We start from the raw sequence: 21,748 nt of genomic DNA, 5'->3' as shown, positions 1-21,748 counted from the left end.
ACCTGCACCTGCACCTGCACCGCAAGCTGATGCCCCGGCAGCCGCGCCGCAAGGAGAATAACCATGCTAAAAGTGTTATTGCTCTTTGTATTGCTGATTGCGGGGATCGTGGTCGGCCCGATGATTGCCGGTCATCAGGGTTACGTACTGATCCAGACCGACAACTACAATATCGAAACCAGCGTGACTGGCCTGGCGATCATTTTGATTCTGGCGATGGTCGTGCTGTTTGCCATTGAGTGGCTACTGCGGCGGATCTTCCGCACCGGCGCGCACACCCGGGGTTGGTTTATCGGACGTAAGCGTCGCCGCGCACGTAAGCAGACAGAACAAGCGCTGCTAAAACTGGCGGAAGGCGATTATCAGCAAGTTGAAAAGCTGATGTCAAAAAATGCCGATCACGCTGAACAGCCGGTGGTGAACTACCTGCTGGCTGCCGAAGCCGCACAACAACGCGGCGATGAAGCGCGCGCCAATCAGCATCTGGAACGCGCAGCGGAACTGGCGGGCAACGACACCATTCCGGTGGAAATCGCCCGCGTTCGCCTGCAACTGGCGCGTAATGAAAACCATGCGGCACGCCACGGCGTGGATAAGTTACTCGAAGTCACACCACGCCATCCGGAAGTGCTGCGTCTGGCGGAACAGGCTTATATCCGTACCGGCGCGTGGAGCTCATTACTGGACATCATCCCGTCAATGGCGAAAGCCCACGTTGGTGACGAAGAACATCGCGCAATGCTCGAACAACAGGCATGGATTGGCCTGATGAATCAGGCACGGGCCGATGACGGCAGCGAAGGTTTACGTAACTGGTGGAAAAACCAAAGCCGGAAAACGCGTCATCAGGTGGCGTTGCAGGTGGCAATGGCGGAACATCTTATTGAGTGTGACGATCATGATACTGCCCAGCAAATCATCATCGACGGCCTGAAACGCCAGTATGACGATCGCCTACTGCTGCCGATTCCACGACTGAAAACCAACAATCCGGAACAGCTTGAAAAAGTGCTACGCCAGCAAATCAAAAACGTCGGCGATCGCCCGCTGTTGTGGAGCACATTGGGCCAGTCACTGATGAAGCACGGCGAATGGCAGGAAGCATCCCTCGCCTTCCGCGCGGCACTGAAACAACGCCCGGACGCCTACGATTACGCATGGCTTGCCGACGCGCTGGACAGACTGCACAAACCGGAAGAAGCCGCATCGATGCGCCGCGACGGCTTGATGTTGACGTTACAGAACAACCCACCGCAATAGTTCTTTCTAACCCGGAGGCAAGCACCTCCGGGGCCTTTCTGATACATAAAAAAACACCTGCTCTTATTACGGAGCAGGCGTTAAAACAGGTCTGTATGACAACAAGTGGGTGCTTCACTCAACGTTGTGTCCATGGTGTCTGATGAGGCATAAGCGACATCTGTCAGTGGACGATAAGCACCGTAAACGGCTCTGCGTCATTCCTAAGTTTATGAGGCACTAAGGCGAACATAAGAGATGGAATGAGCATCTACCCAATTATTATGCCACACAGGCCCGGGAAATAACATCCTTTAATACTTGTTATGAGACAATTCTGCAATCCAGGTTTCTTTCGTTCGCAATAATTACCTGAGAAAATATCATCCAGAACCTTACTCTCTTTAATTATAAATACTGTGAATTGTTAAAAATATTCAATAACAAATATATATATTAATTACACTTCTAATCAAAAACAGCATCAATAATCAACACGATACAATAAACATGCCTTACATATCCCCCGCACCAAGGGTAGGATTGAAAACGCTCTCCTGATCTTTCGATTCATCCTCATGGCAAATAAATAATATATTTTCATCATGATTATTTATAACCCCATTTTATCAGGGAGAGGGACCTCAATTATCAATGCTTAATTATGTCATCCATTTAATGACATGAAACCGGAGCGTTTTGCATGGAAATTTCGTTTTCACCCAAACTACTGGTGGTCGCAGTCGCCACCGCTATTCCTTTGCTGGCCAGTGCTGCAGATACCCCGTCAACCGCTACCGCGCGCGAAGGCTATGCCGGGTATGATCACCCTAACCAGTACCTGGTTAAACCTGCAACCACCATTGCCGATAATATGATGCCTGTGATGCAGCATCCGGCACAGGATAAAGAAACTCAGCAGAAGCTGGCGGAATTAGAGAAAAAGAGCGGTAAGAAACCGAACGTGGTTGTTTTCTTACTGGATGACGTGGGCTGGATGGATGTCGGCTTTAATGGCGGTGGCGTAGCGGTAGGAAACCCAACGCCAGATATTGACGCCGTTGCCAGCCAGGGGCTGATTTTAACCTCTGCGTATTCTCAACCAAGTTCTTCCCCTACCCGCGCCACCATTCTCACCGGGCAATACTCCATCCACCACGGCATTCTAATGCCGCCGATGTACGGGCAACCAGGCGGGCTGCAAGGGTTAACCACCCTGCCGCAATTGCTGCACGACCAAGGTTACGTCACCCAGGCTATCGGGAAATGGCATATGGGGGAAAATAAAGAGTCGCAGCCGCAGAACGTCGGCTTTGATGATTTCCGTGGCTTCAACTCAGTGTCCGATATGTATACCGAATGGCGCGATGTTCACGTCAACCCGGAAGTCGCCCTGAGCCCGGACCGTTCTGAATACATCAAGCAATTACCGTTCAGCAAAGATGACGTTCATGCGGTGCGCGGCGGCGAACAACAGGCCATTGCCGACATTACGCCGAAATATATGGAAGACCTGGATCAGCGCTGGATGGAATATGGCGTTAAGTTCCTCGACAAGATGGCAAAGAGCGATAAGCCTTTCTTCCTCTATTATGGCACTCGCGGCTGCCACTTCGATAACTACCCGAACGCCAAATATGCGGGAAGTTCTCCGGCCCGTACCTCTTATGGTGATTGCATGGTAGAGATGAACGATGTGTTCGCTAATCTGTATAAAGCACTGGAGAAAAACGGCCAGCTGGATAATACGCTTATTGTCTTCACCTCCGATAACGGACCGGAAGCCGAAGTACCGCCGCACGGTCGCACACCGTTCCGTGGTGCGAAAGGATCTACCTGGGAAGGCGGCGTTCGCGTTCCGACTTTCGTGTACTGGAAAGGCATGATCCAACCGCGTAAATCTGACGGTATTGTCGATCTGGCAGATCTCTTCCCAACAGCACTGGATCTGGCGGGGCATCCTGGGGCGAAAGTGGCGAATTTAGTGCCGAAAACCACCTTCATCGATGGTGTAGACCAGACATCTTTCTTCCTGGGAACAAACGGCCAGTCTAACCGTAAGGCCGAGCACTACTTCCTCAACGGCAAACTCTCTGCTGTACGTATGGATGAGTTCAAATACCATGTGCTGATTCAGCAGCCATACGCTTATACCCAGAGCGGGTATCAGGGTGGGTTCACCGGCACAGTAATGCAAACGGCCGGATCGTCGGTGTTTAACCTCTACACCGATCCGCAGGAAAGCGACTCCATCGGCGTGCGCCATATTCCGATGGGTGTACCACTGCAAACCGAAATGCACGCGTATATGGAGATCCTGAAGAAATATCCTCCACGCGCGCAGATTAAATCTGATTAAGCCGGCGATATCGCTACATCGGACCACACTGACCTTGCCGGATGCGGCGTGAACGCCTTATCCGGCCTACAAGCCTTGCAAATTCAATAAATTGCAGCATTCTGTAGGCCGGATAAGATGCGTCAGCATCGCATCCGGCAATCAACCGCAGGCGACCGCCGATTTTTACTTATTCACCACCAGCAAATGCGCTTGCATAATGTCGCTGGCCGGGCGACCGTGCGCCAACAAATCAGCCATTGCTTTAAGATATGGCGGTAGATGGCGGAAATAACGCTGATACCCGGCACACAAATAATTCAGCCCTGGCTTGCCGCTGGCATCGAGCATAAAGCGGTGTTTCGGGCAGCCTCCCCAGCACGCTTTTAACACGTTACAACTGCGACACTGCGTCGGTAACTGCTTAAATTTATCTTCACCAAACACCTGCTGTTGCGGGGAATCGATCATTTCTGCAATTGTTTGCTGGTGCATATTCCCCAGCCGATATTGTGGATAAACATAGTGATCGCAGGCGTAAACGTCGCCGTTGTGCTCAACAATCACCGAGCGCCCACAGGTTGGCTGATGATGGCAAACCGCACCCGGCGCACCGACAAAATTGGCAAACGCCCATTCGATATTCATCACGAAAATCTTGCCGACGTCGCGTTTGATCCAGTGGTCGAATATCGCCACAAGAAACTCACCAAATTCATCGGGGCGCACCGACCATTCCGTCAGGTCGCCCTGAATATCGCCGGGAGCATGTAGTTTCAGTCCATCGCGGGCAGCTATTTCATCAGCCAGACGCTCCACTACCGGAATAAACTGGATGAACTCCACGCCCGCATCACGCAGAAAATCATAGACCTGCAAAGGTTGTAACGCGCTGGTGCGGTTAACGCAGACCAGCACGTTATAGTCGACATGATGCTTTTGCAGCAGCGTCAGGGCACGCATCACCAGCTTATGCGTGGGTCTGCCGCCTTTAGTCAAGCGATATTGATTGTGGATCTCAGCCGGACCATCCAGCGAGAGGCCAACAAGGAAATGATGCTCTGCGAGAAACGCGCACCATTCGTCATCGAGCAGCACGCCGTTAGTCTGGAAGCTGTTACTTATCTTCCTGCCAGCACCATATTTCGCCTGTAGCGTCACGGCACGGCGGTAAAACTCCAGCCCGAGTAACGTTGGTTCGCCGCCCTGCCAGGTAAAAGCCACTTCGTTTTGTGGTTCGCTGGCGGCAATATAGTGACGGATATACGCTTCCAGCGTGTCATCGTCCATATGCGTGACTGGCTTTTCGCGATAAAGGGATTGTTTTTCGAGATAAAAACAGTAGTCACAGTTCAGATTACAATCGGAACCGCTCGGTTTCGCCATCACGTGAAACGCACGCGTTGGAACCTGTTGCAGCATGGTCGCTCCTTGCCTGAAGTCATCCTTCAATACGTTAAGGGCGAAATCATACCGTGGGGCAATGAGTTATTACGGGCGTTTATTGCGAAGGGAGAGTGACGAAATGCACAGAAAACAAAAAACCCCGCCGAAGCGGGGTTCAAAATTGGTCGGCGAGAGAGGATTCGAACCTCCGACCCACTGGTCCCAAACCAGTTGCGCTACCAAGCTGCGCTACTCGCCGAAATACTGCTTTTTGAATTTTTAGTTCAATTCTTTAAAGTCGTGGTGCGAGGGGGGGGACTTGAACCCCCACGTCCGTAAGAACACTAACACCTGAAGCTAGCGCGTCTACCAATTCCGCCACCTTCGCATTGTCACAACTTCTAATAATGGGGTGGCTAATGGGATTCGAACCCACGACAACTGGAATCACAATCCAGGGCTCTACCAACTGAGCTATAGCCACCACTACAAATCTTGTTACGCGGTATTACTACCACCGCAGCTCAAGCGCCGGGACTAAATGGCGCGCCCGACAGGATTCGAACCTGAGACCTCTGCCTCCGGAGGGCAGCGCTCTATCCAGCTGAGCTACGGGCGCTTAGCGCCGTTGCGGGGGTGGATAATACGGACTTCCCACCCCTCTGTCTAGTCCCTTTTTAAATAAAATGCGCGTTTGGTTACGGTTTGTGCGCTTTGCTGATTATTTCTCCAGTTTATGCGCTTTACCGTGGCGATTAAGGCCAAAAACTTTATAAATCGCCGTCACCGCCAGCATGAAGATGATGCCGACAAACAGCGACATACGGGTATCTTCATTAAAGTACATACCGATCAAAACGCAAATCAGGAATGCCATTGTTACGTAGTTGGCCCACGGGAACAGGATTGAGCGGAACGGATGGCTGGCAATCGCCGCTTTGTGTGCACGACGAAAACGCAGCTGGCTTATCAAAATCACAAACCATGGCACCATCCCCGGAAGCACGCTGGCGCTGTAGACGTAGACAAACACGCGCTGTGGGTTAGGGATGATATAGTTCAGGCATGAGCCAATTAGCAGGATAGCAATAGATACCGCCACTCCTGCAACCGGCACACCGTGACGGGAAACTTTCGCCATCACCGCCGGTAACTGACGGTTTTTCGCCAGCGCGTAGAGCATACGTCCGCAACTGTACATGCCGCTGTTACAGCCAGAGAGCGCAGCCGTCAGCACCACAAAGTTGATAATGCCCGCCGCTGCGGTAATACCGATTTTGGCAAAAGTCAGTACGAACGGGCTGCCGTTGCTGCCAATTTCATTCCACGGGAAGATGGTGACGATAACGAAAATCGCGCCAACGTAGAAAATCAGGATTCGCCACAGCACCTTGCCTACGGCACTGCGCAGCGTCACCTGCGGATTCTTCGCTTCACCGGCGGTGATGCCAATCAGCTCCACGCCCTGGTAAGATGCCACCACAATACACAATGCGGTCAGGAACCCTTTCCAGCCACCCGCAAAGAAACCACCATGCTCTGTGAGATTGCTAAAACCAATCGACTGCCCGCCGTTGCCAAAGCCAAAGAAAATCACGCCCAGGCCAATGACAATCATCACGATAATCGTGGTGACTTTGATCATCGCGAACCAGAACTCGATTTCGCCGTACAACCGCACCGCCGCCAGATTCGCCAACGCCACCAGCGCCACCGCGATCAATGCGGGTATCCACTGCGCCATCTCCGGGAACCAGAACTGGACATAAACGCCAATGGCGGTGATTTCTGAGATCCCCACCGCCATCCACATAAACCAGTAAGACCAGGCGGTGAGATAGCCAAAGAACGGGCTCATGTAACGATGCGCATAAACGGCGAACGAACCGGTAACCGGTTCGAGGAACAACATTTCGCCCATTGAGCGCATGATGAAAAAGACGAACAGCCCGGCGATGATATAGGCCAACAATACGGATGGCCCGGCCCATTTCAGGGTGCTGGCGGCCCCCATGAACAGACCAACGCCAATGGTGCCCCCCAGGGCGATGAGTTCGATATGTCGAGCTTCCAGCCCACGCTGTAGCTCTGGTTTGTTATCTGCCATAAATCCTCGTGTTGTGTTTGCATGCTTTCCGGTGTTACCGGTTATCGTTATGGGTACATCGAGTGTTGCGAATGTTTTCGTAATTCAGGAGAAATGGCAAATAAAGCATTAAAAATTTGAATGCTTTGTGTAATAAAAAGACAGCCAGGCGACGAAGTGACCACTCCGTCGCTTTACAGAGAGAGGAAAATCAGAGATCGCCGGTGTAATGCCAGCGTAAATAACGCAGCAAACGAAGCTGGCGCTTAATGCGGCTCGGCTGCGAAAGCAGGCGGTAGAGCCACTCCAGTCCCAGCGTTTGCCAGATTTTCGGCGCGCGTTTTACGTGACCGGTAAAGACATCGTACGTTCCACCAACGCCCATATACAGCGCATTAGGGTGCACCAGGCGGCAGTCGCGCATGAAGATCTCCTGCTTTGGTGACCCCATTGCGACAGTGACGATTTGCGCACCACTGGCGTGAATACGCTCAAACAGCGCCTGACGCTGCTCAGGCTTGAAATAACCGTCCTGGCTGCCAACGATATTCACATTCCACTGGTCGCGCAGTTTAGCTTCGGTCTGCGCCAGCACATCAGGTTTACCGCCCACAAGAAATACCGGCGTCTCTTCCTTGCCAGCGCGCGCCATTACTTCTTCCCAGAGATCGGCACCAGCAACGCGGGAAACCTGTGCCTGCGGGTACTTTTTACGCACCGACCGCACAACGCTAATGCCATCGGCATATTTAAATTCGGCAGCGTTAATTAACTCCCTGACCTCGGCGTTATCTTCAATGGTCAGCATTTTTTCGGCATTAATGGCAACCAGCGTTCCCTGCTTAAGCTGCCCGTCAGCGAACAGATAATCGAGGGCATGCTGCATATCACGCCAACCGATCAACTGTAAGCCACGCAGCGTATAGGTCGGTGCCGTGGTGTTGTTATTCATTGTTATCCTTCAACCTGCGTCCGGAGCGATGATTTTATTCGTTTATGAACGAGTCCGGCGCTATCAAAAAGCCAGTACAGCAGTTTTGCAATCATCAGGCTTGCGCCGAAGACCACGATAAAAAAGACGACACGCGAGACAAACGAATCCAACCCTTCGCGCGCCAGCACGATCATATTGAAGATCGCCCCGAAGCAGAAACTGTGGAGAATCGCAGCCTTATAGCGATTAGTTTCGCGGTTGCCCAGCTCATACAACCAGTCGAACCACTTGATGATCAGACCAACCACAATCGCCCCGAGCGGGATGAACAACGCACCGCCCATAACAACCAGTGAGCCTATAAGCGTAGGCGAGATCGCCAGTCCGGAGTGGTTATTCAGCACTTCCCAGGTAAAGTAGTTGGCGGAGTTCAGCACCATACTCGGACGCCCCGGCCACAGCCAGGAAGGGATAAAGACATAGAAATCGCGGACAATTGGAGCCAGGCCCTGGAAGTCGATGTTGTCATAGTTCTGCAACAGCAGCGCCAGATTCTCCCACGGCGAGAAGGTGTCGCGGGTGAGATAGAGAAACGTATAGAACGCCTCATCGCCGCTGACGCTCATTCCATAGCGTTTTAGCGCCAGCCAGAACATGCCAACAATCCCCAGCACGCCCGCCGCCGCCAGCATCCACAACGAAATCCAGCCGCGAATAATGCCGATAAACAGGAAGATAGCAAACGCGATAATGATATTGGCGCGAGTGCCGCCGACAATCATGTAAGTCAGCAAACCGAAGGCAACCGTGCTGACGAGGAAAAACAACCACGCTTTGCTGTCCTGGCGCAGAAAGTAGACCACTAACATTGCCGGGATGAAAAAGTAAAAGAAACGCTTTAACGCCACGCCAGAGACTTCGCTGGAGAAGATCTGGCTGTAGGAGTTAAGCCGGAACAGCAAAAAACCGTTATGCATGAAAAAGATGCCAACGCTCACCAGCGCGATGCCCATCAGAATCACCCACGTGAGATTGGTTTCTACGCGGTTCATGGTAAACACGGGACGGCGCGGTGCATCGGCAACGCGTTTGCGTAAGCGTGTTTTGTAAGTGACGTAGTAAACTGCGTAAAATCCCCCCGCAGAAAGTAACGCCTGCAACAAGATCTCTGGCGGCACCACGGCAACATCAAAGCGAAACACTAACAAGCTGGTCAGCGGGAAGCCGAAGAAAAAGGTCAGCAAAAACAGCAATGAAAAGAAGACATTGAAGTTAAAGCGCACGCGGCGAAACTCAAACCATGTCAGCGTGGCGATAAACAGCGTGCAGAGCAGCCAGACAACAAAAAGACCGCTGAATTGCAGCAGGCTCATGCGACCTCCCCGGTGGCAATAGCCAGCGCCCGCTGCCAGCCTTGCAGATAGTTCGGGCTAAAGAAGGCAATGTTGTTTTTATCCACCGACGCCAACTGGCGCTGCGCTTCACGCACAATATCTTCATTGAGATCGTCAGTGGTAAACAGCACCGGCAAATGCTGTTCTGTCATATCCTGCCAGAACGGATTTTCCCGGTTAAGCACACAAGGAATGCCCGCCTGAATCAGTAAGCACAGCGTACCAATGCCCTGCTGGCGGGCAAAAATAAAGTAGCCGAGATCGCACTGGCGAAGTAGCGCCAGATAGGCGTCAAATTCCAGTTTTTCGCTCAGAACTTGCAGATTTTCTTCGCTGAATAACTCGAGCCCCGCCTGACGAACCTCGTCGATATACGCTTCGTTATTAGGCGGATAGCCCATCGGTACAACCACTTTTACCGTATCGCCAAACTGCTGATGAACAGCACGCAAAGCGGCGATATGCTCATTGCTGCGATCGCCGGAGTTCCCTACCAAAATGGTCATTTTCCCTTCACGTTGCCGATCGTTCGCCATTGTATTGAGAGAAGGGTCCATCCGGGTTGGGAAGTAAATCAGTTCGCCCCGCACCTTTGGATGCGTTTTGGCAAAAAAGCTCAAGTCTCCCCGAGTGGCAAACACACAGCCCACTCGCTTTTGTGCCAGTCGGCGCAGCGGATAAAAAAGTTTATATCTCAAGCCACTGGAAAGCTCATACAGATCTGCCCCCCAGATATGCCAGTAAAACTGGCTGGACTTGATTCCGCCACTAAGCAGCGCCAGCCACAGCTTTGGATTGAACTGACCGTGGAAGAAAAACCGCTGCTGACGGTTAGCTTTTGCTTTCGCGATGACCGCTTCCGCCAGCGATTTTTTCCCAGGGAAAAATTGCACAGAAAGCGCCGGACAGCTATCACTTAAGCCGTCGTCCTTGCCAACAACCATAAACTCGCGCGCGTGCTCGCTCGTCGCGGCCAGCGCGTCGTTGAAAAACCGCAGAACGGTTTGGTTATGGTGAGGGATATCCGATCCCAGTACGTGAATCAGTACAGTCATGCCCGCCTACGCCAGAGTAAAAACACGCCACAACAAAGAGAAAAATAGACGATATAAGTTGCCATGTAGGCCTGCGCCGCGCCCAGGGCGCCATGCGCGGGGATCAACCAGTGGGCAAATACCATCAATAAAGTGAACTGGCTGACTTCCGCCAGAATATAAAACCGCAGCGACGCTTTGGCGATCACCAGATAACCAAAGACATAGGCGCCCACTTTCAACACATCGCCGACCAACTGCCAGGCAAAGAGATCCCGCATGGCGGTAAATTTATTCGACAACAGTAGCCAGATGGCAAAATCACGCAGTAGCCAGACGGTGAAACTCGCTGCTGCCACGGCCGGTAAAACAAATTTCAGCGACTTCACCACTTCCCGGGTGATATCGCGTTTTTCCGTTAGCCGCGACAACGTGGGCAGTAAATATACACTGAACGATGCGGTAATAAATTGCAGGTAGGCGTCGGAAATACTGCTCACCCCTTGCCAGATCCCCACTTCATCCCAGCTATACTGCGCCGCCAGCAGTTTACGCATCATGATGTACGCAACGGGCAAGGTCACCGACGTAATCAACGCCATGAGCGTAAATTTGCTCAACTGCCCTGCCAGACCGTTATCCCAGCTGGGTTTCAGATAGCTTAACGGGATAGCGCCACGCTTAATTAACATGACGGCGGCAGGCATTACCACCAGCGCGGGAATCAGCGCCAGACCAAGCAACGCGCCTTCATAACCGCCAAAACGGTAACTGACATAATAAGCAATAACGCCAATCAGGCTGCCGACAATCAGCGATAACGCATTACCCGCGGCATCGCGAAAGCCTTTCATTAGCGCCAGCAACAGGTTGCCCCAGGCGATCCCCATTTGCACCAGCGCCACTAAACGCACCAGCCCCTGATAGTCGGTATTACCAAACAATCCCTGGCTGATTGGCGCAGCCGCCAGCACAAAGACCAGCGCCATCAGCGTGGAGAAGCCAAGCACCATCGCTGATGAAGTGCCGACCACACGGCGCAGCTGCTGCGGATTATCGTGGTACTGGGCAACGTATTTGGTTACGCCGTTAAAGATGCCTGCCCCGGCAAGCACGCCGAGCACGGTAATCAACTGGCGGAAATTTGCCGCCAGCCCTAGTCCTGCCGGACCAAATGACACCGCCAGTAATTTACCAACCAGTAACCCAGCGCCAATCTTGACCAGTGTACTGGCCGCCGTCCACAAGGACGCTTTTGCCAGTGACATATCAGGAGAAGTAGTTCAACAAGGTCGCAATTACCGTGCGCTGATTGACGGACGACAGGTTGTAGAACAACGGCAGGCGCAGCAGGCGCTCGCTCTCTTTGGTGGTGTAGCGATCTTCACCATGAAACTCACCAAAGCGTTCACCCGCAGGGCTTGCGTGCAGCGGAATGTAATGGAACACCGCCATGATTTCCGCTTCCTTCAGGAAGCTAATCAACGCGCTCCGGTCATCAATATCCCGCAGCTTGATGTAGAACATATGCGCGTTCTGCACGCAGTCATCCGGAATCGACGGCAGCTCGATACGCCCGGCTTCCGCCAGAGGTGCTAACGCATCGTAGTAGTTTTGCCACAGCGCCAGACGTTGCTGGTTGATGCGTTCGGCTGCTTCCAGTTGCGCCCACAGATACGCAGCTTGCAGATCGGACATCAAATAGCTGGAGCCGATATCGCGCCAGGTATATTTATCAACCTGACCACGGAAGAACTGGCTGCGGTTAGTCCCTTTTTCGCGAATGATCTCGGCACGTTCAATCAACGCTTTATCATTAATCAGCGTCGCTCCGCCTTCACCACCCGCCGTGTAATTTTTGGTTTCATGGAAGCTAAAGCAGCCAATATGGCCAATGGTTCCCAGCGCACGACCTTTGTAAGTGGACATCACGCCCTGAGCGGCATCTTCCACCACAAACAGGTTATGCTTTTTCGCCAACGCCATAATGGTGTCCATTTCACAGGCCACGCCCGCGTAATGGACCGGAACGATAACGCGCGTTTTGTCGGTGATCGCCGCTTCAATCAGCGTTTCGTTGATGTTCATGGTGTCCGGGCGAACATCAACAAAGACGATTTTCGCGCCACGCAGCACAAAGGCATTGGCGGTGGAGACAAAGGTGTAGCTCGGCATGATCACTTCATCGCCAGGCTGGATATCGAGTAGCAGCGCCGCCATCTCCAGCGAAGCGGTGCAGGACGGCGTCAGTAACACTTTGGCGCTGCCAAAACGTTGCTCCAGCCACTGCTGGCAGCGACGGGTAAAACCGCCATCACCACACAGTTTGCCGCTACCCATTGCCGACTGCATATAGTCGAGTTCGGTTCCCACCACCGGCGGTGCGTTAAATGGAATCATGTGATCACCTGTATAACCAGTACGCGGTGCTTTCTATATTCGCACCACTTTGTATGTATCGTTTAAGCGCGGCGGTGTTGCCCATCTGGGTCGCCACCCGCAATGTTATTTTACCGCGAGCATACGCCCAGTTTAGCGCTGCTTGCATCAGGTGTGCACCTGCTCCGCGTCCTGCCAGTAAACCAATGCGCGCGTCAGTGGAATTCAACTCTCGCAGAGAAACATAGCCGCGAATCTCGCCGGAAGCCGCGCGTAAAACCAGGCATTGATGATCAAAGGTGCCGCGCACGGCATTTTCAATCCACTGCGCATAAAAGCGACCGCTGGCGTCAGGCGCATACCACGGCGCACGAAAACGGCTTTGCGCGAATGCTTCACGGGCTAACTGGCGTAGTACTGGAATATCTGATTCTTGAGCCACTTCCGCATGGCTTTCACTGACGTTGATCACGGGGAGAGCCAAATCCACTTCCCCTTCTACCAGTGAGAATCCCAGCTGTTGCAGAGCATCCAGTTCATCGGTATTGGATGCGGCAATTTTGGCCTGCACCCGTGACCACGGCGCCAAAACGTCTGGTGTCAGGAGCGGTGCATCAGGACTAATGCGCACGATGGCGCTGTTAACGCCAAAGAAGGCGTTTTCCCAGGTTAGTGGTTCAATACTGGCGCGGACGGGCATTCTCTATCTCCCTCAACACAGTCTTTTACTGTAATCAGTATCAGCGCCAGACTCCTTTGGTATCCACCACATACAGCTGCTGTACATCATCGCCGCTAATGGCTTTAAACTGGCTGTGATCTACCAGCATCACCAGCACATCTGCCGTCGCCAGCGCCTCGTCAAGCTGCGCCAGCATGCAAAGCCCGGTCAGTTTTTTCGGCAACTGGTGAATGTTAGGCTCAACAACCAGCGTTTCGCCGCTGTGCCACTGGGCGATCAGTTCAGCGATTTCCATCGCCGGGCTTTCGCGCAGATCATCAATATTCGGTTTAAACGCCAGACCAAAGCAGGCAATTTTCAGCTCGCTGGCGCGTTTATCAGTGGCAGCCAGACAATCAGCAACCGCCGCTTTCACCTGATCGATAACCCAGAAAGGCTTGTGATCGTTCACTTCGCGCGCGGTACGGATAAGCTGCGCCTGCTGCGGGTTCTGTGCCACGATAAACCACGGATCAACAGCGATACAGTGACCGCCCACGCCCGGACCAGGCTGGAGAATATTGACTCGTGGATGGCGATTCGCCAGACGAATCAGTTCCCAGACGTTAATTCCTTGCTCGGCACAAATCAGCGACAGTTCGTTAGCAAAAGCAATATTCACGTCGCGGAAGCTGTTTTCTGTGAGCTTACACATTTCCGCCGTCCGCGAGTTAGTGACGACACACTCACCTTCGAGGAAAATTTTGTACAGTTCGCTGGCGCGCGCCGAGCAAACTGGCGTCATGCCGCCAATGACGCGATCGTTTTTAATCAGCTCGACCATCACCTGGCCCGGCAACACGCGTTCCGGGCAATACGCAATATTGACGTCTGCCTGCTCACCCACCTGCTGCGGGAAAGTCAGGTCCGGACGCATCTCTGCTAACCATTCTGCCATCTTCTCGGTTGAGCCCACCGGCGAGGTGGATTCAAGGATCACCAACGCGCCTTTTTTCAGCACCGGCGCAATGGAGCGGGCAGCCGATTCGACGTAGGCCATATCCGGCTCATGATCGCCTTTAAATGGCGTTGGGACAGCAATCAGCCAGGCATCAGCCTCAACCGGCGTCGTACTCGCTCGTAAAAAACCACCTTCTACGGCAGTTTTTACCACGCTCGCTAAATCAGGTTCGACGATATGGATTTCGCCACGATTGATGGTTTCAACCGCTTGTTGGTTGATATCAACACCAATCACCTGTTTTTGCCGTGAGGCAAACGCAGCCGCCGTTGGCAGCCCGATATAACCTAGTCCGATAACAGAAATGGTCGCAAAACTCATAGTGATATCCGATTATTTTTTAACGCTTCCAAAATGCGAGAGCATGCCTGACCATCACCATACGGGTTATGGGCTCGGCTCATAGTTTGATATTCATCTTCGTCTTCTAAAAGACGCGTCACTTCCTCGACGATCCGTTGCTTATCCGTCCCCACCAGACGTACCGTACCTGCGGTCACCGCTTCTGGGCGTTCGGTGGTATCGCGCATCACCAGCACCGGTTTACCCAGAGAAGGGGCTTCTTCCTGAATGCCGCCAGAGTCAGTCAAAATCAACCAGGCGTGGTTCATCAACCAGACAAACGGTAAATACTCCTGAGGATCAATCAAAATGACATTTTTCACATGTCCCAGAATGCGATTGACCGGCTCTCTGACATTCGGGTTAAGGTGTACCGGATAAACAATCTGGATGTCCTGATGAGTGGTAGCAATTTCAGCCAGCGCATGGCAGATTTCTTCAAAGCCACGACCAAAGCTCTCACGTCTGTGACCGGTCACCAGAATCATCTTCTTATCGGGGTCGATAAACGGGTAATTTGCCGCCAGTTCTGAACGCAGCGTATCGCTGCTCATTACCTGGTCGCGCACCCACAGCAGCGCATCAATTACTGTATTACCGGTAATAAATATTCGGCTGTCAGCGACGTTTTCACGCAGCAAATTTTGCCGGGAAGTTTCAGTTGGTGAGAAATGGTACATCGCCAGATGCCCGGTCAATGTACGGTTAGCCTCTTCCGGCCACGGCGAATAGAGATCGCCCGTGCGCAGTCCGGCCTCAACGTGACCAACAGGAATTCGCTGATAAAACGCTGCCAGGCTGGTTGCCAGTGTGGTGGTAGTATCACCGTGAACCAGCACAACGTCTGGTTTGAACTCGGCAAGAATAGGTTTTAGTCCTTCCAGAATCCGACAGGTTATCTCTGTCAGGCCCTGTCCTGGCTGCATTATGTTGAGATCGTAGTCAGGTACAATGGAAAAGAGTTTCAGCACCTGATCGAGCATCTCCCGATGCTGCGCAGTGACGCAAACTTTAGCCTCAAAAAAAGGATCTTTTGCCAACGCATGCACCAACGGCGCCATCTTGATGGCTTCCGGGCGCGTACCAAATACAGTCAGTACTTTCACATCGATTCTCTTCGAATAAGCGGCGAGCGCCTTTGCGCTCACCACAGCTGTGTTGCTATTTCGAGCAACGGCGGGTTAATGCGACACCAGCCCCGATCAGCCCCCCGACAATGCCCCACATAATCATCAGGAAGGCACGACGTGGGCTATCGCGTTTTACCGGTTCTTCCGGTGTACGCAAATAGCGATAGGTCTGAAAACGCGGATCCAGGGTTGGACCAACATTAAGGGTGTTTAACATGGCCCGATTCTGATCATAGTCGAGATCAAAGGCTGGGCCGACAGCCTGTAAATTTTCCAGTCGCGCCTGGAGCATCGGGCGCCCCAACAGGAACATTTCTGAATCAGGTAATTCCTCGGCTGGCACGTCTGTCGCACTGCGAGAAATATTGTGTTGCTCGGCGATTTTAAGTGCCTGTTCAATACTGTTCATCCGGCGGTCGTAGATGGACTTAGCAACTTCTTCCTGACGCTTCACCTGAGCCTTCATCTGAATAGTGCGCGCCGCCCATGCGCCTTTCAGCTCATCATTCAGATGGCTGGCTGCACGCTGGCTGGCAAAAGCAACATATTGACGAAGCAGGTTATTAGCATCGGGGGCGGTTTCGGCAACCAGCTTAACGCTGTCATTGACCGCGCGGGCGAAATCACCAGGAATAAACAGGATGTTGTTGATCATTTCATCCAGCAGAGCCGCATCGGCTTTACTGTTACCGACCATCCGCTGTTTGTAATAGTCAGTCTGCAGCCAGAAATCGCGGCGGGTATCCCACGATGCCAGTTGCATAACAAACTCTTTATAGGCTTCATCCATAACCGATGGTTGGTCGGCAGGGGCCATATTTGAACGAACATCCAGGTTACGCAAAAATTGCTGCTGCGAGTAGTACCCGCCCAGCATATTCACGGTTGGACGATCGGTAATCGCCGTCGCACTCCACTCCTGACGCGCAAAAAAAGTATACGCCAACGCGATTAAGGCAAACGCCAGCCCCATGCCAATAATCCACAGCTTCCCAGCCCACAAGGTACGAAACAACCCACGAATATCCAGTTCATTTTCAGCGTCTTCGGCTGGTTTCCCAGGCATTGGTTGCGTCATTACATCCTCATTTTATTTGGTTAAATTAGGGCTGCCATCACGGTTTCTACGCAGTCGACGTTTCACGCGTTTGATGAAGCGAGCAACCTTCCAGGCACGCTTAATGCAATAGCCATAGAGGAAGAATGCTAGCAAAAAGAGCACCAGCATGACCCATTCCGGGACAAAATGAGAATATTCTGCCAGTACGCCAATAGAAGCGAGTAGCGCTGCAGCAAGGGTAATCAACACAAACGCCTGACGAGAAGTAAATCCAGCGCGCATGATCAAATGATGAATGTGCTGTCGGTCAGGTGAGAATGGACTCATGCCTTTACGCAAACGACGATACATAATCGCCACCATGTCCATCAGCGGGATAGCAATGATCCATAAGGCGGTAACCGGGCTGATTGGATGTGTGGCTCCCTGGGTAGTTTCCAACAGGATCCAGATAACAGTAAAACCAATCAGCGTACTACCCGCATCGCCCATAAAGACTTTGTAGCGACGCCCCAGAATACCAAGGTTTAGCATGATATAAGGCAGGATGGCGGCGATCATGGCAAAGCACCAGATAGCGAGGCTGGTTTGCCCGTCGAACCACAAAATCATACCGATTGCCGCAAACGAGACACAGGATAACCCGCCCAGCAAGCCATCAATACCATCGACCATGTTGAAGGCATTAATCGCCGCCCAGACAGCAAACAGCGTCAGAAAGTAACCAAACGGTCCGAGCACCATCTCCCAGGAGCCAAAGATATATCCAAGGCTACTGAGATAAAGCTTCCCGAACACCATCATAACGACGCCAATGATAGCTTGTATGGTAGCGCGGATTTTTACGCTGATATCAAAACGGTCATCCAGCGCGCCGATGAACACAAGGACACCAGCACAAGCCAGGTAGAGAGCTGCATGTGGAATATAGTAATCGACAATTCCGAACGTGAAGCAAATCCCTGCGTAAACCGAAATACCCCCAACGAGCGGTATCAATCCCTGGTGACGTTTGCGGAAATTAGGTTTATCCACTAAACCGACTTTTTTTGCCACCTTGCGGGCAAAAAACAGAAACAGTGTCGTGAATAAAAAAATACTGATGAGATCAGTACTCACTGTCAGTAAATTCACAATGCATGCTCTCAGAGAAAATTATTAGCTGAAGTATACCCACGAAGACCTTTATTCAGAAGGGAAACTACTTTCTGAATCTCTCAGAAATGAGCAAAAATCAACCAATTGATATGTAAATCGCATAAAACACCCGCAAAAACCAGGAATTTTCACACCATCACAGGTATACCGCTAAGATTACAGATATAAAAGCAAAACGCCACGTAAACACGTGGCGTTTTGCTGTAACACTAACTTATGAGCGTTTCATCATCTCGAAGAAATCATCATTGGTCTTGGTCATCGCAAGCTTATTAATGAGGAATTCCATTGCGTCGATTTCGCCCATCGGGTGAATGATTTTGCGCAGGATCCACATTTTCTGCAGCTCTTCCTGAGTGGTAAGCAACTCTTCTTTACGAGTACCAGAACGGTTGTAGTCGATTGCCGGGAAGACGCGTTTTTCAGCGATTTTACGAGAAAGGTGCAGTTCCATGTTACCTGTACCTTTAAACTCTTCGTAGATAACTTCGTCCATTTTGGAGCCGGTATCGATTAGCGCCGTTGCAATGATGGTCAGGCTGCCGCCCTCTTCCACATTACGTGCTGCACCGAAGAAGCGTTTCGGACGATGCAGGGCGTTGGCGTCCACACCACCGGTCAACACTTTACCGGATGCCGGTACGACGGTGTTGTAGGCGCGAGCCAGACGAGTGATGGAGTCGAGCAGAATAATAACGTCTTTCTTATGCTCAACCAGGCGTTTTGCCTTCTCGATCACCATTTCCGCAACCTGAACGTGGCGAGATGCTGGTTCGTCGAAGGTAGAAGCAACAACTTCACCTTTAACCAGACGCTGCATCTCGGTCACCTCTTCCGGGCGTTCGTCAATCAGCAGAACCATCAGTACGCAGTCTGGATGGTTGTAAGCGATGCTCTGAGCAATGTTCTGCAGCAGCATGGTTTTACCCGCTTTTGGCGGTGCCACAATCAGACCACGTTGCCCACGACCGATAGGCGATGCCAGATCCAGTACGCGTGCGGTTAAATCTTCGGTAGAACCGTTACCACGTTCCATACGCAGACGAGAATTTGCGTGCAGCGGCGTTAAGTTCTCAAAGAGGATTTTGTTACGGGCGTTTTCTGGTTTGTCGAAGTTAACTTCGTTAACCTTCAGCAGCGCAAAATAGCGTTCACCTTCTTTCGGCGGGCGAATCTTACCAGAGATGGTATCACCAGTGCGGAGGTTGAAACGGCGGATTTGGCTAGGAGAAACGTAGATGTCATCAGGGCCGGCGAGGTAGGAGCTGTCTGCGGAACGGAGGAAACCAAATCCATCCTGCAATATCTCCAGTACGCCATCACCAAAGATATCTTCGCCACTCTTTGCGTGCTGCTTCAGGATGGCAAAAATAATGTCCTGCTTACGCATACGAGCCAGGTTTTCCAGCCCCATATTTTCGCCGAGAGTGATCAGCTCAGAAACCGGCGTATTCTTTAATTCGGTAAGATTCATAGTGGTGTGAGTTCTTAAACTTGGGGTAAATCTCGAACTTAATGTTGTGAATGGTATGGCAGGATCATCCATGCCTGTTTACGGTCATCAACTCATGTCTTTTCGCTGTCTGGTCACAGGAGAGTACGCAGAACTGAAACGACAAGACGGATTGAGTGACGAGCCAGAAATCTGTTCACTTCGCATTTAAGAAAAACAGGAAGCGTTGGATATTACAAGATTCAAACTTAATAAGGTATGTTTAATACGAAGTCAACATTAAGTTAGCATGACTCACGCCGGGCGTCCAGTTTTTAGCGACGGGGCACCCGAACATGAAATTCCCTTACGCCAGGTTAGCGTCGAGGAACTCTTTCAACTGACCTTTAGACAGTGCGCCCACTTTGGTTGCGGCCAATTCGCCGTTTTTGAACAGCAGCAGAGTCGGGATACCACGGATGCCATATTTCGGCGCAGTGCCAGGGTTTTGATCGATGTTCAGTTTTGCAACAGTCAGTTTGCCCTGATATTCGTCAGCGATTTCATCCAGAATCGGGGCGATCATTTTGCACGGACCGCACCACTCTGCCCAGAAATCAACGAGGATCGCCCCGTCCGCTTTGAGTACATCCGTGTCAAAACTGTCGTCAGTCAGGTGAATAATTTTATCGCTCATATATAACTCCACAGGAATAAGCCTGGCGTGTTGGTTTCGTTGTTGGTGTAACATTAACCAACTAAAGGTTGACTTTATTTCACCGGATACGCTTTCGTAAAGCAATAGTAAGCTGATATTCTACCACACTATGAGCAAAACACATTTAACAGAACAGAAGTTTTCCGACTTCGCCCTGCATCCGAAAGTTGTAGAAGCCCTTGAAAAAAAAGGGTTTCATAACTGTACGCCCATTCAGGCACTGGCCCTTCCGCTAACGCTGGTGGGTCGTGACGTAGCCGGGCAGGCGCAAACCGGTACCGGAAAAACGATGGCGTTTCTTACGTCAACGTTTCATTATCTTCTCTCTCATCCCGCGATTGCCGATCGCAAGGTGAATCAACCGCGTGCCTTAATTATGGCACCGACGCGTGAACTTGCCGTGCAGATCCACGCCGATGCGGAACCACTAGCGCAAGCTACTGGCCTGAAATTGGGTCTGGCTTACGGTGGCGACGGCTACGACAAACAGCTGAAAGTGCTGGAAAGCGGCGTTGACATTTTGATTGGCACTACGGGTCGTTTGATCGACTACGCCAAACAGAACCACATCAACCTCGGCGCCATTCAGGTAGTGGTGCTGGACGAAGCCGATCGTATGTACGATCTGGGCTTTATTAAAGATATCCGCTGGCTGTTCCGCCGTATGCCGCCTGCAAACCAGCGCCTCAACATGCTGTTCTCCGCCACGCTTTCGTACCGGGTACGTGAACTGGCGTTCGAGCAGATGAACAATGCCGAATATATTGAAGTGGAACCGGAACAGAAAACGGGCCACCGCATTAAAGAAGAACTTTTCTACCCTTCTAACGAAGAAAAGATGCGTTTATTGCAAACGCTGATCGAAGAAGAGTGGCCAGACAGAGCGATTATTTTCGCCAACACCAAACATCGTTGTGAAGAGATCTGGGGTCACCTTGCGGCAGATGGTCATCGTGTTGGCCTGTTAACGGGTGATGTAGCGCAGAAAAAACGTCTGCGTATTCTTGATGAATTTACCCGTGGTGATTTGGATATTCTGGTTGCCACCGATGTTGCCGCGCGTGGCCTGCATATCCCGGCTGTGACGCACGTCTTTAACTACGATTTACCCGATGACTGTGAAGATTACGTTCACCGTATTGGTCGTACAGGTCGCGCTGGCGCAAGTGGTCATTCCATCAGCCTGGCATGTGAAGAGTATGCATTGAATTTGCCTGCTATTGAGACCTATATTGGTCACTCAATTCCGGTAAGCAAATACAATCCGGACGCATTGATGACCGATCTGCCAAAACCGCTGCGCCTCACGCGCCCGCGTACAGGCAATGGTCCGCGTCGTACTGGCGCTCCGCGTAATCGTCGTCGTTCAGGTTAAATAAAAAATGTCATACTCAAAATCATTCAAACTGTATCAAGATGGCAAGAGAATGAATCCC

19 protein-coding genes and 4 tRNA genes are annotated in these 21,748 nt (G+C 51.7%); 4 read left to right on the top strand and 19 right to left on the bottom strand.

Annotated elements, in window-relative coordinates:
- The 3 genes from FEK47_RS25475 to aslA form a co-directional block, all read left to right on the top strand.
- On the top strand, positions 1–61 hold a 61-nt coding region (locus FEK47_RS25475), incomplete at its 5' end, for a hypothetical protein (protein ID WP_240730980.1).
- Between the two features lie 2 nt (positions 62–63).
- Complete coding sequence (hemY, locus tag FEK47_RS15610) at positions 64–1,260, top strand: protoheme IX biogenesis protein HemY (protein WP_130223391.1); 1,197 nt, start codon at positions 64–66, stop codon at positions 1,258–1,260.
- A gap of 682 nt (positions 1,261–1,942) precedes the next feature.
- Positions 1,943–3,598, top strand: a complete 1,656-nt coding sequence (gene aslA / locus FEK47_RS15605; protein WP_138183264.1) for an arylsulfatase AslA — start codon at positions 1,943–1,945, stop codon at positions 3,596–3,598.
- Between the two features lie 165 nt (positions 3,599–3,763).
- On the opposite strand, the gene FEK47_RS15600 is transcribed toward aslA, so the two are convergent.
- The 19 genes from FEK47_RS15600 to trxA all read right to left on the bottom strand — a co-directional run bounded on the left by FEK47_RS15600 (position 3,764) and on the right by trxA (position 20,291).
- On the bottom strand, positions 3,764–4,999 hold the full coding sequence (locus tag FEK47_RS15600; RefSeq protein ID WP_135486968.1) for an anaerobic sulfatase maturase: 1,236 nt from the start codon (positions 4,997–4,999) through the stop codon (positions 3,764–3,766).
- Positions 5,000–5,145: 146 nt separating this feature from the next.
- Positions 5,146–5,222: transfer RNA gene (locus FEK47_RS15595), tRNA-Pro, on the bottom strand.
- A gap of 42 nt (positions 5,223–5,264) precedes the next feature.
- Positions 5,265–5,351, bottom strand: a tRNA-Leu gene (locus FEK47_RS15590).
- Positions 5,352–5,371: 20 nt separating this feature from the next.
- A tRNA-His gene (locus FEK47_RS15585) sits at positions 5,372–5,447 on the bottom strand.
- Between the two features lie 58 nt (positions 5,448–5,505).
- Positions 5,506–5,582: transfer RNA gene (locus FEK47_RS15580), tRNA-Arg, on the bottom strand.
- 102 nt (positions 5,583–5,684) lie between these two features.
- The gene (locus tag FEK47_RS15575; RefSeq protein WP_130223395.1) at positions 5,685–7,070 is read right to left on the bottom strand and encodes an amino acid permease; all 1,386 of its coding nucleotides are present in this window, start codon (positions 7,068–7,070) and stop codon (positions 5,685–5,687) included.
- Positions 7,071–7,260: 190 nt separating this feature from the next.
- A complete protein-coding gene (gene wecG, locus FEK47_RS15570) occupies positions 7,261–8,001 on the bottom strand; it encodes a lipopolysaccharide N-acetylmannosaminouronosyltransferase (protein ID WP_135486969.1) in 741 nt (246 codons plus the stop codon).
- Between the two features lie 2 nt (positions 8,002–8,003).
- Positions 8,004–9,356 carry an ECA oligosaccharide polymerase gene (gene wzyE / locus FEK47_RS15565; protein ID WP_130219536.1) on the bottom strand — a complete coding sequence of 451 codons (1,353 nt, stop codon included), beginning with the start codon at positions 9,354–9,356 and terminating at the stop codon, positions 8,004–8,006.
- Positions 9,353–10,432, bottom strand: a complete 1,080-nt coding sequence (gene rffT / locus FEK47_RS15560; RefSeq protein WP_135486970.1) for a TDP-N-acetylfucosamine:lipid II N-acetylfucosaminyltransferase — start codon at positions 10,430–10,432, stop codon at positions 9,353–9,355. The genes wzyE and rffT overlap by 4 nt, the downstream gene beginning before the upstream one ends.
- Complete coding sequence (wzxE, locus tag FEK47_RS15555; RefSeq protein WP_021557364.1) at positions 10,429–11,679, bottom strand: lipid III flippase WzxE; 1,251 nt, start codon at positions 11,677–11,679, stop codon at positions 10,429–10,431. Before wzxE ends, rffT begins: the two co-directional genes overlap by 4 nt.
- Position 11,680: 1 nt before the next feature.
- Positions 11,681–12,811, bottom strand: coding sequence for a dTDP-4-amino-4,6-dideoxygalactose transaminase (rffA, locus tag FEK47_RS15550; protein WP_135486971.1), 1,131 nt, complete (start codon positions 12,809–12,811; stop codon positions 11,681–11,683).
- 4 nt (positions 12,812–12,815) lie between these two features.
- Positions 12,816–13,490, bottom strand: coding sequence for a dTDP-4-amino-4,6-dideoxy-D-galactose acyltransferase (rffC, locus tag FEK47_RS15545; RefSeq protein ID WP_135486972.1), 675 nt, complete (start codon positions 13,488–13,490; stop codon positions 12,816–12,818).
- A 40-nt stretch (positions 13,491–13,530) separates the two neighbouring features.
- Positions 13,531–14,793: a UDP-N-acetyl-D-mannosamine dehydrogenase gene (wecC, locus tag FEK47_RS15540; protein ID WP_138183263.1), complete on the bottom strand. Its 1,263-nt coding sequence runs from the start codon at positions 14,791–14,793 to the stop codon at positions 13,531–13,533.
- On the bottom strand, positions 14,790–15,920 hold the full coding sequence (gene wecB / locus FEK47_RS15535; RefSeq protein WP_064530529.1) for a UDP-N-acetylglucosamine 2-epimerase (non-hydrolyzing): 1,131 nt from the start codon (positions 15,918–15,920) through the stop codon (positions 14,790–14,792). Before wecB ends, wecC begins: the two co-directional genes overlap by 4 nt.
- A gap of 55 nt (positions 15,921–15,975) precedes the next feature.
- Complete coding sequence (gene wzzE, locus FEK47_RS15530) at positions 15,976–17,022, bottom strand: ECA polysaccharide chain length modulation protein (RefSeq protein WP_064530528.1); 1,047 nt, start codon at positions 17,020–17,022, stop codon at positions 15,976–15,978.
- Between the two features lie 12 nt (positions 17,023–17,034).
- Positions 17,035–18,138, bottom strand: a complete 1,104-nt coding sequence (wecA, locus tag FEK47_RS15525; protein WP_130219551.1) for a UDP-N-acetylglucosamine--undecaprenyl-phosphate N-acetylglucosaminephosphotransferase — start codon at positions 18,136–18,138, stop codon at positions 17,035–17,037.
- A 238-nt stretch (positions 18,139–18,376) separates the two neighbouring features.
- Positions 18,377–19,636 carry a transcription termination factor Rho gene (gene rho, locus FEK47_RS15520; RefSeq protein ID WP_001054527.1) on the bottom strand — a complete coding sequence of 420 codons (1,260 nt, stop codon included), beginning with the start codon at positions 19,634–19,636 and terminating at the stop codon, positions 18,377–18,379.
- An 87-nt stretch (positions 19,637–19,723) separates the two neighbouring features.
- Positions 19,724–19,822, bottom strand: coding sequence for a rho operon leader peptide RhoL (rhoL, locus tag FEK47_RS15515; RefSeq protein WP_032145636.1), 99 nt, complete (start codon positions 19,820–19,822; stop codon positions 19,724–19,726).
- A 139-nt stretch (positions 19,823–19,961) separates the two neighbouring features.
- The gene (gene trxA / locus FEK47_RS15510; protein ID WP_064530526.1) at positions 19,962–20,291 is read right to left on the bottom strand and encodes a thioredoxin TrxA; all 330 of its coding nucleotides are present in this window, start codon (positions 20,289–20,291) and stop codon (positions 19,962–19,964) included.
- Between the two features lie 130 nt (positions 20,292–20,421).
- Between trxA and rhlB the strand changes: the two genes are divergently transcribed.
- A complete protein-coding gene (rhlB, locus tag FEK47_RS15505; protein ID WP_130209386.1) occupies positions 20,422–21,687 on the top strand; it encodes an ATP-dependent RNA helicase RhlB in 1,266 nt (421 codons plus the stop codon).
- Positions 21,688–21,748: the final 61 nt, after the last annotated feature.

It is taken from the genome of Escherichia sp. E3659 (assembly GCF_005781135.1).
Taxonomy (GTDB): domain Bacteria; phylum Pseudomonadota; class Gammaproteobacteria; order Enterobacterales; family Enterobacteriaceae; genus Escherichia.
Note: the sequence above shows the minus strand (reverse complement) of the source record. Positions and strands in the feature narration are given on the sequence as shown.